This is a genomic window from Streptomyces sp. HUAS MG91, from assembly GCF_040529335.1.
In the GTDB taxonomy this organism is placed as follows: Bacteria; Actinomycetota; Actinomycetes; order Streptomycetales; family Streptomycetaceae; genus Streptomyces; species Streptomyces tabacisoli.
In genome coordinates this window covers 3,093,268-3,106,898 of the sequence record NZ_CP159534.1, presented here as the reverse complement: position 1 = coordinate 3,106,898, position 13,631 = coordinate 3,093,268, and the positions used below count along the sequence as shown (strand labels likewise).

Genomic DNA, 13,631 nt, shown 5'->3' with positions numbered 1-13,631 from the left:
GCACTTCCGGAACCAGGGTGATAGGGGGCAGGATGGGCAGGCTGGAGGCACTGAGTGCCGCCAATAGGCCCAATGGACGACCCCGAGTGCACTCTGCTGGGCCAAGTGGGGGATGGTAGAGACAGTCAGGGCACCTCGAAGAAGAGGCACTACGTCGGTGAGGGACGAGACGTGAGCGACAACTCTGTAGTACTGCGGTACGGCGATGGCGAGTACACCTACCCGGTGATCGACAGCACCGTCGGCGACAAGGGCTTCGACATCGGGAAGCTCCGGGCCCAGACAGGACTGGTGACCCTCGACAGCGGATACGGCAACACGGCCGCCTATAAATCCGCGATCACCTACCTGGACGGCGAAGAGGGCATCCTCCGCTACCGCGGCTACCCGATCGAGCAGCTGGCCGAGCGCTCCACCTACGTGGAGGTGGCGTACCTGCTGATCAACGGCGAGCTTGCCACCGTGGACGAGCTCTCCACCTTCAAGAACGAGATCACGCAGCACACCCTGCTGCACGAGGACGTCAAGCGGTTCTACGACGGGTTCCCGCGCGACGCCCACCCGATGGCCATGCTGTCGTCGGTCGTCTCCGCGCTGTCCACCTTCTACCAGGACAGCCACAACCCGTTCGACGAGAAGCAGCGTCACCTCTCGACGATCCGCCTGCTCGCCAAGCTTCCGACGATCGCGGCGTACGCGTACAAGAAGTCGCAGGGCCACCCGGTGGTCTACCCGCGCAACGACCTCGGTTACGTCGAGAACTTCCTGCGCATGACCTTCTCGGTGCCGGCCGCCGAGTACGAGCTGGACCCGGTCGTGGTCTCCGCGCTCGACAAGCTGCTCATCCTGCACGCGGACCACGAGCAGAACTGTTCGACGTCCACCGTGCGTCTGGTCGGCTCCTCGCAGGCCAACATGTTCGCGTCGATCTCGGCGGGCATCTCGGCCCTCTGGGGTCCGCTGCACGGCGGTGCCAACCAGTCGGTGCTGGAGATGCTGGAAGGCATCCAGGCCTCCGGCGGCGACGTCGACACCTTCATCCGCAAGGTGAAGAACAAGGAAGACGGCGTGAAGCTCATGGGCTTCGGGCACCGCGTCTACAAGAACTTCGACCCCCGGGCGAAGATCATCAAGGCGGCGGCGCACGACGTCCTCTCCGCGCTCGGCAAGTCCGACGAGCTGCTGGACATCGCGCTGAAGCTGGAAGAGCACGCGCTGGCCGACGACTACTTCGTCGAGCGCAAGCTCTACCCGAACGTCGACTTCTACACCGGCCTGATCTACCGGGCCATGGGCTTCCCGACCGAGATGTTCACGGTGCTCTTCGCGCTGGGCCGTCTCCCGGGCTGGATCGCCCAGTGGCACGAGATGATCAAGGAGCCCGGGTCGCGCATCGGCCGCCCGCGCCAGATCTACACCGGTGTCGTCGAGCGCGACTTCGTTCCGGTGGAGCAGCGCTAGTCGCTCCGCTCGGGGCCCGGTGAATGATCGCGCCGTAGCCGGTGCGGTCGGGTGTTCGCCGCGGCCCCGTCGTGGTTGCTCGCGCAGTTCCCCGCGCCCCTCACGGGGCTCAAGGCGTAGTAGAAAGCGCCCCGCTGTCAGTCCCCCCACGGGCCGACAGTCGGGGCGCTTTCCTTTTCCCGGTGCGGATTCCCCCCACGGGATCCGGCCGGGCGTCTGTGGTGCGTCGGTCGCCGAAGCACGTACGAACGGGTGGGCCGCTCAAGCTCCCCGGTGCACGTGCCCCGGCCAACGCATTCGGGACCGTCCCCCAAGACGGGCCCGTTCGATACGGAAACGCCCCCCAAGACGTTCCTGCATCGCCTCCTTAGACTCACGAGACCTGCAAAGGGTTACGTTCGGATCAGTGTGATCTGCGTCTCTTGCATATGTCCCGTGCGTGCGCAAGAGACCCGATATGGGGATATCGGCTCCTGCGTGGGAGTACTGCAATTGTGCCGTGTGGATTGTGTGGAGGTCCAGGCGTTCCTGGGTGAACTTGCGAACTCGGACGCTGTTTGTGACCACAAACACGGATGAGACCGCCATAGCGGTCTCCGTGCGTCGGGGTTCGGGGCGGATCAGGCGCGGCCGATGAGCTCGTAGCCGGCCTCGTCGACCGCGGCGCGGACCGCCTCCTCATCGAGCGGGGCCGCGGAGACCACCGTGACCTGGCCGGTGGCGGCCGCCGCCGTGACCGAGGCGACGCCGTCGAGCTCGGAGATCTCGCCGGCCACCGCGCCCTCGCAGTGACCGCACGTCATGCCCTTGACCTGGTAGACCGTGGTGACGGCACCCTCGGTGGCCGAGGTGGCGGCGTCCGAGTGGCAGGCGCCGCCGCAGCAGGAGCCGGCCGACTCGGTGCCGATCTGCGGAAGCTCGGTGTGGGCGCTCATGTCGTTCTCCTAGAGGGGCGTGGAGTAGCGGGTGCCGAGTACCCCCGGCATCGTCTGACGCACACGACCCTATACCCCTAGGGGGTATTTTTCCAAGAAGGATCGCGGCGTGCGAGCGACCGCGCCCAGGAGAGTCCGAGGAGCGAGACCAGGACGAGCCCGCCGATCGAGAACAGCGCGAAGAGATGTTCCTGCGAGTCGGTCGGCTCCGGCAGATAGCCCTGCGCGAAGAGGCTCCGGTCCAGGTCCGAGGTGGTCAGCCGGACCACCAGCCACAGGGCGATGCCGTGCATCGAGTCCCACAGGGCGTGCAGCAGGGAGACGCCCAGGTACGTGAGGATCACCGGGCCGGTGAAGCGGTAGCGGCCGTTCGGCCTGCGGAAGGAGAGCAGCACCGCGCCCGAGATCGCCGTCCACAGGCCGTGGCCGAACGGCGCGAGCAGCCCGCGCAGCACCTCCGTCTCCAGGAGCGAGCGCAGGTCGATGCCCTTCATCGTGACCGCCGCGTTGAACGCGTAGCCCGCGCTCTCGAACGCCGCGAAGCCGAAGCCGACCGTGGCGCCCAGGATCAGCCCGGCACGCAGCCCGCTGACGCGCGGATGGCGGTGGAGCACGTACATCAGGGCGGCCAGCTTGACCGCTTCCTCGATCAGGCCGACCCCGACGAACATCCAGACGGAGGGGTGGACGAGGTAGTACTCCATGACCGAGGCGCCGAGCACGCCGAGGATGCCGCCGATCAGGAAGCAGCCCAGGATCAGGTTCACGCCCAGGTCGCGGCCGTGACGCTCGTACGCCCACAGGACGAAGACCGCCGGGACCAGGAAGCTGCCGAGCAGGATCAGGGTCGGCAGCAGGGTGGTGTTCTTCGTGGCGTACGTGACCACCGCCGTCAGGACCCAGAGCGCCAGGCCGCCCCACAGGCAGCGCCGCCAGAGTCCGGTGCGGATCTGCGGCCCCGGGGGCGCCGGCTGCTGGGGGATCCGCGCCTGCGGTGCCCCGGAGGGCTGGTGGTTCGCCACGGTGGTCGCCTCCGACTTCCCTGCAACTGACGGAACTTATGGGTGATTTGTCGGAATCCTATGGTAGACAGCCGCTATGTCGCAGCCTGGGACGCTCATTCTGATCATGACCATCGCGGTCCTGGCACCGCTGCTGGCCTACGGCGTGGGGAGGTGGCTGCCCGTCCCGCTGGTGATCTTCGAGATCCTGCTGGGCATCCTGGTGGGCCCCGATGTGCTGGGCTGGGCGACCAGCCACGGGGAGGCCGTCGACACCCTGTCCGACCTCGGGCTCGCCATGCTGATCTTCCTCGCCGGGTACGAGATCGAGTTCGACAAGATCCGTGGCAGCACCCTCAAGCGGTCCGTCTGGGCCTGGATCGTCTCGCTCGCCGTCGGCCTCGGGCTCGCCGTCGCGCTCGCCGACTGGTCGTACGCGCGCGGGGTGTACGTGGGAACGGCCCTCACCAGCACCGCCCTGGGCACCATCCTTCCCGTCCTGCGCGACTCCGGCGATCTGCACTCACGGTTCGGTTCCGTGCTGATGGCGTTCGGCGCGGTCGGCGAGTTCGGGCCGATCATCGCCATGGCGCTGCTGCTCAGCGGCCGCTCGCCGCTCGACTCGGCGCTGCTCCTGCTGGCCTTCGCCGCGCTCACCGCCCTCGCCGTGCTCTGGGCGATGCGGCCGCGGCCGCCGTGGTTCTCCCGGGTCATCGCGAAGACCCTGCACAGCAGCGGACAGTTCGCGGTACGGCTCGTGGTGCTGCTGCTCGCCCTGATGCTCGGGCTCTCCCAGGTGCTCGGCGTGGACACGCTGCTCGGCGCGTTCGCCGCCGGGATGATCGTCCGCCTCGTGCTGCACGGCGCCGCGCCCGACAGCGCCGACGAGGTCCTCGGCAAGGTCGAGGCGATGGGCTTCGGGTTCCTGGTGCCGGTCTTCTTCGTCGTCACCGGCATCGACTTCGATCTGAAGGCGCTGCTCGACGGCGGCACCGCGCTGCTCCTGCTGCCGGTCTTCCTCGCCCTGTTCCTGGTGGTGCGCGGCCTGCCGGTGCACTTCTTCGCCCCGGCCGACCTGATCGGCGGCGACCGTCTCGCCCTCACCTTCTTCTCCTCGACCGCGCTGCCGCTCGTCGTCGCCATCACCACCATCGGCGTGGAGGACGGCGCGCTGCCCACGGACGTGGCGGCGGCGGTGGTCGGCGCCGCGATGGTCTCCGTACTGGTGTTCCCGCTGATCGGGCTGAAGCTGCGGGCCGGCAAGGGGGAGCGGGCGCGGCCGAAGGGGCCGGTGAAGGGGGCCGAGTCGTGGTGAGCCCGCGCACGGCGGGGCCGACGGGGGCTTGTGCGACGGCGGTGTGTGACGTGGGGTGGCGGGAGTGAAGATCATCGGCTGACGGGAAGGGCGGACTCATGCGCGCGGTTGTCTTCGAACGGTTCGGGGAGTCGGCCGAGGTGCGGGAGGTGCCGGATCCGGTGGCCGCGCCGCACGGGGTCGTCGTCCGGGTGGCGGCGACCGGGGTGTGCCGCAGCGACTGGCACGGCTGGATGGGGCACGACCCGGACATCGTGCTGCCGCACGTTCCCGGGCACGAGCTGGCCGGGGTCGTGGAACAGGTGGGCGCCGACGTCCGCGGCTGGCGCGTCGGGGACCGGGTGACCGTGCCGTTCGTGTGCGCCTGCGGGCGGTGCGCGGCGTGCGCCGCCGGGGACCAGCAGGTGTGCGAGCGGCAGACGCAGCCCGGGTTCACCCATTGGGGTTCCTTCGCCGAGTACGTGGCTCTGGACCATGCCGACGTGAACCTGGTGGCCGTGCCGGAGGAGATGGAGTTCACGACGGCGGCGTCGCTGGGCTGCCGGTTCGCGACCGCCTACCGGGCCGTGGTGCAGCAGGGGCGGGTCGCGGCCGGGGAGTTCGTGGCCGTGCACGGGTGCGGGGGTGTCGGTCTGTCCGCCGTGATGATCGCGGCGGCGGCCGGGGCGCGGGTGGTCGCCGTGGACGTCTCCGCCGGGGCGCTGGAACTGGCCCGTCGGTTCGGCGCCGTCGCCTGTGTCGACGCCGGGGCCGTGGGGGACGTGGCCGGTGCGGTGCGGGAGCTGACCGGGGGTGGGGCGCATGTGTCGCTGGACGCGTTGGGGGCGGGGGTGACGTGTGCGGCGTCCGTGGGGTCGTTGCGGCGGCGGGGGCGGCATGTGCAGGTGGGGTTGTTGGCCGAGGATCCTGTGGTGCCGATGGGGCGGGTGGTGGCACTGGAGTTGGAGGTGCTCGGGAGTCATGGGATGGCGGCGCATGCCTATCCGGGGATGTTGGAGTTGGTGCGGGGCGGGGTGGTGCGGCCTGAGTTGTTGGTGACGTCGGTGATTGGGCTGGATGCCGCGCCTGGGGCGCTGGTCGCTATGGGGGAGGGGGTGGTGGGGAGCGGGGTGACTGTGGTGGCGCCGTTCGGGGGGTAGGGGGGTGGGTTTGTCGGTGCGGGTGCGTGGGGGCTGGTCGCGCAGTTCCCCGCGCCCCTGAGGCAGGCGCTTCGCGCCGCCTCCCCTTGAGGCTGCGGCTTCGCCGCGCCTCTCTTGATGAGATGGCGCACGCAGTGCGCATCTCAGGGGCGCGGGGAACTGCGCGACCAGCCACGGCGAAAGTCGCGCCCGACGGACTGCGCGATCAGACCCCCCGAAAATTGGTTGCTCCCTGGTGGGGATGGGTGCCAGGTTGGTTCGGTTTGGGTTGGTGGGTGGTGGAAGGGCGGCGCGGGGATGACCAGCGGCAAGAAGGAGAAACGGGCGGAGCGCGAGTGGCTGCGCCGCTTCGCCGCGATGTGCTGGGCCAGGCCGAAAGCCGTGGTGCTGGCCTGCGCCGGCGCAGTGGCCGGAGTACTGCTCACCACCGCGGCCCCCTTGATCATCCGCCGGGTCGTCGACGGAGTCATCGTCGCGGGACAGGACGCCGCCGCCCCCTGGATCACCCTGCTGCTGACGGTGGCGGCGGCCCAGTTCGCCGCCTCCTGGGTACGCCGCTGGTGGGCCGGCAAGGTCCAGTGGGGCGTCGAGCGCGACCTGCGCCTGCTGCTCCACGACGCCATCCAGCGCATCGACGGCCGCCGCCTGGACCGGCTGCGCTCCGGCGACGTCCTCAGCCGCGCCGTCAACGACGTCGCCGTGGTGCGCGACCTCACCGGATCACTGCCCCTGCTCGCGCAGAACGGGCTGACGCTGCTGCTCACCCTCGGCGTGATGCTCACCCTCTCCCCGCTGCTCGCCTGCGTCGCCCTCGCCGTCGTCCCGCCGATGGCCCTGCTTGCCCGGCACTCCCGGGACCGGATCTACCCCGCCGACCGCGCCGTCCAGGAGCGCACCGGAGAGACCTCCGAGGCCGTCGAGTCCAACATCGCGGGCGTCCGCGTCGTCAAGGGCTTCGCCCAGGAGGACGCGGAGACCGAGCGCTACGCCGGGCTGGCCCGGCGCCTGTTCGCCGCCCGCGTGCACCGGCGCTACCTCGCCGCCCGCTATGCCGGTCTGCTCGGCGAACTGCTGCCCGGCACCGCCCGGTTCGGCGTCATCCTGCTCGGCGGCTGGCTCGCCGTGCGCGGCGACATCACCCTCGGCACCTTCGTCGCCTTCACCACCTACCTGGCCGCGATGATGGGCCCGGTCCGCATGCTCTCCACCGTGGTCGGCCAGGCCCAGGAGGCCCGTTCCGGACTCGTACGGATCTTTGAACTCGCCGACGCCGACGTGGAGATCAGGGAACGGCACGACGCCACCGTGCTCGGGGACGGCCCGCTCGCCGTCACCTTCGACCACGTGAACTTCGCGCATGAACCCGGCGAACCTGCTGCCAGGCCCGCCCTCGACGGCCTCGACCTGACCATCGCCCCGGGCGAGACCCTCGCCCTGGTCGGCGGCTCCGGTTCCGGCAAGTCCACCGTGGGCGCGCTGCTCGCGCGGCTCTACGACGCCGACTCGGGCGCCGTGCGGATCGGACCCGCCGGCGGCGCGCTCACCGACGTACGCGAACTGCGCCTGGACTCGCTGCGCACGGCCGTCGGCATCGCCTTCGAGGAGAGCCTGCTGTTCTCCGAGAGCGTGCGCGACACCATCCGCTTCGGTTTGCCCGACGCCACCGACGCCGAGGTGCGCGCCGCCGCCGAGGCCGCGCAGGCCGACGGGTTCGTGCGCGCCCTGCCCGACGGCTACGACACCGTGCTCGGCGCCCAGGGCCTGACCCTCTCCGGCGGCCAGCGGCAACGGCTCGCGCTGGCCCGGGCGCTGCTCACCGACCCGCGCGTCCTCGTCCTGGACGACGCCACCTCCGCCGTGGACCCGAAGGTCGAGGCGGCCGTCCTCGCCTCCCTGCGCGACCGGCTCGCCGACCGCACCGTCCTGCTCGTCGCCCACCGGCGTTCCACCCTGCGCCTCGCCGACCGCATCGCCGTCCTGGAGGCGGGCCGCGTCCTCGACACCGGCACCCACGACGAACTGACCGCCCGCTGCCCGCGCTACCGCGAGCTGATGCTGGGCGAGCTCAGGGAGGAGACGGACCCGGCGGTCCTCCCGGCCGGGCCCGTACCGCCGTCGGCGGACGAGCCGCCCGCCCCCGACGCCGTACCCGGACGCGACCCCGGCGTCGACGAGACCCGCGCCCGCGCCGCCGACCCCGACTTCACCCTGGGCCGGCTGCTGCGCCCCTACCGGGCCCGGCTGCTCGCCATCGGCCTGCTGCTGCTCGCCGACACCGCCCTGCTGATGCTCGCTCCCCGGCTGGTCAGCGCCGCGATCGACCTCGGGGTGCGGCGCCACGACGGGGCCGCGCTCACCGCCGTCTCCGGCGCCCTGCTGGCCACCGCCGTCGCCAACTGGCTGGTCTTCGCGGGGGAGATGCGGGCCATCGCCCGGACCGGCGAGCGGATCCTGTACGAGCTGCGCGTCAAGATGTTCGCCCATCTCCAGCGGCTCGGCCTCGACTACTTCGAGCGGGAGTCCGGCGGCGCGGCCGTCACCCGCATGGTCAGCGACGTCGCCGCGATCGGCGACTTCCTGCAGAACGGGCTGCTCGACTCCGCCGTCAGCGTCCTGCTGTTCACCGGCGTGCTCACGATCATGTTCGCCCTCGACACCGGCCTGGCCCTGACCGTCCTCGCCGTCGTGCCCGTCCTCGCCGTCGCCTGCTGGTGGTACGGGCGCGTCTCCAAGCGGCGCTACGACCGCGCCCGTACCCAGCTCGGCGGCCTCAACAGCGCGTTCCAGGAGGCCATCGACGGGGTGCGGGTCACCCAGGCGTACCGCAGGCAGGACCGCAGCGCCGCCCGCTTCCACGTCCTCGCCGAGGAGCAGCGGGTTCTCCAGATGCACTCCCAGCGCTCGCTCGCCTGGTTCTTCTCCGCCGTGGAGTTCCTCTCCGACGCCACCACCGCCCTCATCCTCGGCGTCGGCGCCTGGCGGGTCGCGGACGGCGCGGCCAGCACCGGCACCGTCGTCGCCTTCCTGCTCTACGTCGGCCTGGTCTTCGGCCCGATCCGCAACGCCTCGCAGCTGCTCGACGGCTACCAGCGGGCCCGCGTCGGCCTCGGCCGCTGCCGCGAACTGCTGCGCGAGCGGCCGACGGTCACCGATCCGCACCGCCCGCTGCCGCTGCCCGCGTTCGGCAGCGCCGGGCGGATGCGCGGCGAGGTGGTCCTGAAGGACCTGCACTACGCGTACGAGGGCGGCGGCAAGCGGGCCCTGGACGGCGTCAGCGCGCGGATCGGCGCCGGGGAGACGGTCGCCGTCGTCGGCACGACCGGCGCGGGCAAGTCGACCCTGCTCAAGCTGGTCGCCCGGATGTACCTGCCGACGGGCGGCGCCGTCGAGATCGACTCCGTGGACCTGCGCGCCATGGACGGCGTCGCCTACCGCAGCCGGATCGGGCTCGTCCCGCAGGAGGCGTACCTCTTCGGCGGCACGGTCCGCGACGCCATCGCCTACGGCCGCCCGAACGCCTCCGACGCCGAGGTGCGCGCGGCCGTCGAGGAGGTCGGCGCGCACCGGATGATCGCGGGCCTGCCCGAGGGCTACGGACACCGGCTCACCGAGCGCGGCCGGAACCTCTCCGCGGGCCAGCGCCAGCTGATCGCGCTGGCCAGGGCCCGGCTGATCCGCCCCGACCTGATGCTCCTCGACGAGGCGACCGCCGCGCTCGACCTGGCCACGGAGGCGGCGGTGGGCCGTGCGGTGGAGGCGGCGACGGCCGCCCCCACCACGATCGTCGTCGCGCACCGCCTGACGACGGCGGCCCGCGCGGACCGCGTCCTCGTCCTGGAGGGCGGCCGCCTCGTGGAGGACGGCCCGCACGACGAACTCGTCACGGCCGGCGGGCCCTACGCCGCGCTCTGGTCCGCGTACGACGACGGGGTGATCCCCGCCTAGGGCGTGTCCGGGGACGCGGTCAGCCCGTGGAGCGGCCGCGGTTGCCCGGGCGGGCGGCCACCCACGCGCGGACCGTGTCGGCGTACCAGTAGGGCTTGCCGCTCTCGACGTGGTCCGGCGGGGGCAGCAGACCGTGCTTGCGGTACGAGCGCACGGTGTCGGGCTGCACGCGGATGTGCGCGGCGATCTCCTTGTACGACCAGAGCCTGCGGTCGGCCATGGGTGGCTCCTTCCCTGGCGGGTGTCGCCCGGCGGCTCGGGGGTGGCCGCCGGTGATCACTCACCTTGTGCCCGGAGAACGACGGGCGCGGAGCTCCAGGGAGGGGCTGTGGGACGCCTGTGACGCAGAACCCGCGTAGGGCGGACAAGCGTGACAGTAAAGGGGCGTTTGTGACGCGAGTGATGCAAAGGGGGCGCTGAGACGGCGCATGCACCGGCGTGGAACGGGGAGGAGCGGACGCGCGGCGGGCCGGGCCCGACCCCGGCTCGCACCCATGTCCGAGCAGGGGGCACCCCCGTACACCGGACCCGGCCCACCGTCCCCCGCATCCCCCGGCCAAGCGGCCCGAAGGCACAAGGGTGCCTCAGCGGCGGCCGGCGGTCTTGGACAAAGCCGCACCGGGCTCACCGGGCTCACCGGGCGAAGGCGCACCGCCGGCGCGCGGGCCGTGCCGCAGGACCAGGCTCGTCGCCTCCCCGGCGAGCCGGTCGGTGGCCGGCGGCCCGCCCGCGTCGACATGCACCCCGCGGGCGAGGAAGAACTCGCGCGGGGTGCAGCCGGTCATCGCCTTGAACTCGCCGCTCAGATGGGCCTGGTCGTAGTAGCCGCACGCCGCCGCCGTCTCGACCTGGCTGGAGCCCGCGCACAGCAGCCGCCGGGCGCGCTGGAGCCGCAGCACCCGGGCCGCGGCCTTCGGACCGAGGCCGATCTGCTCCCGGAACCGGTTCTCCAAGTGCCGTACGCTCCAGCCGACATGGTCGGCGATCCGGCTCACCGGAGTGGCGCCGCCGCCGTGCGCGAGCGCGTACCAGGCCCGCACGGTGCCGCTCGCGGGGCGCGGACCCGTGCTCAGCCAGCGGCCCAGCGTCGCGTCGAGCAGCCCGAACCGGGCCCGCCAGGACGACAACCGGCCCAGCTCGTACGAGAGTTCCTCCACCCCGGCGCCCGGGAGCGCTCCCAGCGTGTCCGGATCCACCCGCCACCCGGCCAGCTCGTGCAGCGGCGTGCCGAACATCGTGAAGGCGGCCCACGGGGTCAGCAGCACCTCCACCCCCGCCAGCCGGCCGTCGTGCTCGCCCAGGACCGGGGTGGTCGTCAGGCCGGACAGGACCGACGAGAACTCCACCGAGCGCAGCCCGTCCGGCCGCGGACCGTCCGCCTCCCGCCGGTCGCCGACACCGACCCAGCCGCCGGTCGCCTCGGTGACCCGGACCGTGCCCTCGAACCCCAGCATCAGCGTCACCGCGCCGATCGGCGCCTCGAGGCGGGCGCGCGGCCCGGGGAAGGCGAGCCGGAAACCGCGGTAACCGATGACCCCGGGGCGCAGACTCGCGTGCGGGCGGACCTGTACCGCCTCCCAGGTGCCGTCGGGGCAGCGCGCGGGGCGGACGGAGGGGCGCGCGGGGGCAGGGACGCGCGGGGCACGTGGACTCATCCGCCGATAGTGCTACACGCCGCACGACCTCAGGTAGCCCCTGGTGCGCCGGGCGATCGGCAGTGGCCGGTCCGGATCGCACGGGTACATGTCCTGCTCGACGATCGCGAAGAGGTCGGCGTCCAGCCGGGCGGCCGCCGCGAGCACCGGTTCCAACTCCGGTACGCCGCGCGGCGGTTCGCACATCACGCCCTGGGCGACGGCCGGCCCGAAGGGGGTGCCCTGCGCGCGCACGTCGGCGAGAACGGCCGGATCGACCTGCTTGAGGTGCAGATAGCCGATGCGCTCCCCGTAGGTCTCGATCAGCTTGACGCTGTCGCCGCCGCAGTACGCGTAGTGCCCCGTGTCCAGGCACAGCGACACCAGGTCGGGGTCGGTGGCGTCGAGGAAGCGGGTGACGTTCTCCTCGGTGTCGATGTGGGTGTCGGCGTGCGGGTGGACGGCGACGCGCAGCCCGTACCGGTCACCGACCTCGCGCGCGAGCCGCTCCGTCTGCGTGGCGAGATGGCCCCACTGCTCGGCGGTGAGCGTGGCGTCCTCGATCACCTGCCCGGTCTTGTCGTCGCGCCAGAAGGACGGGATGACGACGAGGTGCCGGGCGTCCATGGCCTGAGTGAGCGCGGCGATCGACGCCACGTGCTCCCAGGTCTTCTCCCACACGGCCGGGCCGTGGTGCAGCCCCGTGAAGACGGTGCCGGCCGAGACCTTGAGCCCGCGCCGCCCGGTCTCCTCGGCGAGCGTGCGCGGATCGCTCGGCAGATACCCGTACGGGCCCAGCTCGATCCACTCGTAGCCCGCCTCGGCGACCTCGTCGAGGAAACGCTGCCAGGGGACTTGACGCGGATCGTCGGGGAACCAGACGCCCCAGGAGTCGGGCGCCGAACCGACGCGGATGCGCGAGGGGCGTGATGTCGGGCTTGTCTGGGTCGCCATGGGGCCAGCCTTCGGCGCGCCGGGGAGCATGTCAAGTGTTCGTCCGAATGTCCGGACAAAATGTTGACAGGCGTGCGGGGCCCGGCTAGACCGGTGCTACCGACCACCGTCGAAGGGATCCCGCATGGCCCGCGATGAGTTCGACCTGATCACGATGGGGCGGATCGGGGTCGACCTGTATCCGTTGCAGGCGGGTGTGGGCCTCGCGGACGTGGCGTCGTTCGGCAAGTTCCTCGGCGGCTCCTCGACGAACGTCGCGGTCGCGGCGGCACGGCTCGGGCTCCGCGCGGCCACGATCAGCCGGACCGGGCGCGATCCCTTCGGCGACTATCTCCGTTCCCAGCTCAGGGAGTTCGGGGTCGACGAGCGCTGGGTGACCCCGGTCGACGGGCTCCCCACCCCCGTCACCTTCTGCGAGATCTTCCCGCCGGACGACTTCCCGCTCTACTTCTACCGGCGGCCCTCCGCGCCGGACCTCCAGATCGCGGCCGGCGACCTCGACCTGGACGCGATCGGCGCCGCCCGGATCTTCTGGATGACCGGTACGGGACTGAGCGCCGAGCCCAGCCGGAGCGCGACGCTCGCGGCGCTGGCACATCGCTCGGGGGCCGGGCACACCGTGTTCGACCTCGACTGGCGCCCGATGTTCTGGTCCGAGCCTGAGGCGGCGCGGCCCTTCTATCGGGAGGCCCTGCGGCACGCGACGGTCGCCGTCGGCAACATCGACGAGGCCGAGATCGCCACCGGTGAGCGTGAACCGCTCGCCGCCGCGCGGGCGTTGCTCTCGTACGGGGTGCGGCTCGCCGTCGTGAAGCAGGGGCCGCGCGGTGTCCTGGCGCTCACCTCCGACGGGCGGTCGGCCGAGGTCCCGCCCCTCCCCGTCGAGGTCCTCAACGGCCTCGGCGCCGGCGACGCGTTCGGCGGCGCCCTGTGCCGCGGCCTGCTGGCCGGCTGGGATCTGACCCGCATGATGCGGTACGCGAACGCCGCCGGCGCCATCGTGGCGTCCCGCCTGGAGTGCTCGTCGGCGATGCCGCTCCCGGAGGAGGTGACCGCCACCTTGGCCGCCGGCCGGGTCCCGTCCGATTCCGCCCGCGGCGCTCAGGAAAATCAGGCCCCTCCGGCCGCGGAGAACCGGTGGCGGGACCCACATCAAGCCCCTCCGGCTGCGGAGAACCGGCGGCGGAACCCAAATCAAGCCCCTCCGGCGATTGAGGAGCGGGGTCCGGGGCGGAGCCCCGTGAGGG

General features: G+C 72.0%; 9 protein-coding genes and 1 pseudogene. 5 read left to right on the top strand and 5 right to left on the bottom strand.

Annotated elements, in window-relative coordinates; all coding sequences use genetic code 11:
• The first annotated feature begins 171 nt into the window (after positions 1–171).
• Entirely contained in the window at positions 172–1,461 is a 1,290-nt protein-coding gene (locus ABII15_RS14175) for a citrate synthase (RefSeq protein WP_353942683.1), read from the top strand.
• Positions 1,462–2,081: 620 nt separating this feature from the next.
• Here ABII15_RS14175 and ABII15_RS14170 read toward each other — a convergent pair.
• Together ABII15_RS14170 and ABII15_RS14165 are read right to left on the bottom strand one after the other, a co-directional pair.
• On the bottom strand, positions 2,082–2,396 hold the full coding sequence (locus ABII15_RS14170) for a heavy-metal-associated domain-containing protein (RefSeq protein ID WP_353942682.1): 315 nt from the start codon (positions 2,394–2,396) through the stop codon (positions 2,082–2,084).
• A gap of 77 nt (positions 2,397–2,473) precedes the next feature.
• A complete protein-coding gene (locus ABII15_RS14165; protein WP_353942681.1) occupies positions 2,474–3,418 on the bottom strand; it encodes a PrsW family intramembrane metalloprotease in 945 nt (314 codons plus the stop codon).
• A gap of 76 nt (positions 3,419–3,494) precedes the next feature.
• Between ABII15_RS14165 and ABII15_RS14160 the strand changes: the two genes are divergently transcribed.
• The 3 genes from ABII15_RS14160 to ABII15_RS14150 all read left to right on the top strand — a co-directional run bounded on the left by ABII15_RS14160 (position 3,495) and on the right by ABII15_RS14150 (position 9,796).
• Positions 3,495–4,712: a cation:proton antiporter gene (locus ABII15_RS14160; protein ID WP_353942680.1), complete on the top strand. Its 1,218-nt coding sequence runs from the start codon at positions 3,495–3,497 to the stop codon at positions 4,710–4,712.
• Positions 4,713–4,810: 98 nt separating this feature from the next.
• A complete protein-coding gene (locus tag ABII15_RS14155) occupies positions 4,811–5,851 on the top strand; it encodes an alcohol dehydrogenase catalytic domain-containing protein (RefSeq protein ID WP_353942679.1) in 1,041 nt (346 codons plus the stop codon).
• Between the two features lie 297 nt (positions 5,852–6,148).
• Complete coding sequence (locus ABII15_RS14150) at positions 6,149–9,796, top strand: ABC transporter ATP-binding protein (RefSeq protein WP_353942678.1); 3,648 nt, start codon at positions 6,149–6,151, stop codon at positions 9,794–9,796.
• Between the two features lie 19 nt (positions 9,797–9,815).
• Here ABII15_RS14150 and ABII15_RS14145 read toward each other — a convergent pair whose 3' ends face one another.
• From ABII15_RS14145 to ABII15_RS14135, 3 genes are all read right to left on the bottom strand, one after another.
• Complete coding sequence (locus ABII15_RS14145; protein WP_351444095.1) at positions 9,816–10,016, bottom strand: MerR family transcriptional regulator; 201 nt, start codon at positions 10,014–10,016, stop codon at positions 9,816–9,818.
• A 364-nt stretch (positions 10,017–10,380) separates the two neighbouring features.
• Complete coding sequence (locus ABII15_RS14140) at positions 10,381–11,451, bottom strand: helix-turn-helix domain-containing protein (protein WP_353942677.1); 1,071 nt, start codon at positions 11,449–11,451, stop codon at positions 10,381–10,383.
• 12 nt (positions 11,452–11,463) lie between these two features.
• Positions 11,464–12,384, bottom strand: a complete 921-nt coding sequence (locus tag ABII15_RS14135) for a sugar phosphate isomerase/epimerase (protein ID WP_353942676.1) — start codon at positions 12,382–12,384, stop codon at positions 11,464–11,466.
• A 124-nt stretch (positions 12,385–12,508) separates the two neighbouring features.
• On the opposite strand from ABII15_RS14135, the pseudogene iolC reads away from it, so the two are divergent.
• Positions 12,509–13,462 (top strand): annotated as a pseudogene (gene iolC / locus ABII15_RS14130) (5-dehydro-2-deoxygluconokinase); the annotation flags it as partial.
• Positions 13,463–13,631: the final 169 nt, after the last annotated feature.

Bases quoted from the DNA above. Each gene is read 5' to 3' on its own strand.
- ABII15_RS14145 (WP_351444095.1), bottom strand. From the start codon at position 10,016: ATGGCCGACCGCAGGCTCTGGTCGTACAAGGAGATCGCCGCGCACATC.
- ABII15_RS14150 (WP_353942678.1), top strand. From the start codon at position 6,149: ATGACCAGCGGCAAGAAGGAGAAACGGGCGGAGCGCGAGTGGCTGCGC.
- ABII15_RS14170 (WP_353942682.1), bottom strand. From the start codon at position 2,396: ATGAGCGCCCACACCGAGCTTCCGCAGATCGGCACCGAGTCGGCCGGC.
- ABII15_RS14135 (WP_353942676.1), bottom strand. From the start codon at position 12,384: ATGGCGACCCAGACAAGCCCGACATCACGCCCCTCGCGCATCCGCGTC.
- ABII15_RS14155 (WP_353942679.1), top strand. From the start codon at position 4,811: ATGCGCGCGGTTGTCTTCGAACGGTTCGGGGAGTCGGCCGAGGTGCGG.
- ABII15_RS14140 (WP_353942677.1), bottom strand. From the start codon at position 11,451: ATGAGTCCACGTGCCCCGCGCGTCCCTGCCCCCGCGCGCCCCTCCGTC.
- ABII15_RS14160 (WP_353942680.1), top strand. From the start codon at position 3,495: ATGTCGCAGCCTGGGACGCTCATTCTGATCATGACCATCGCGGTCCTG.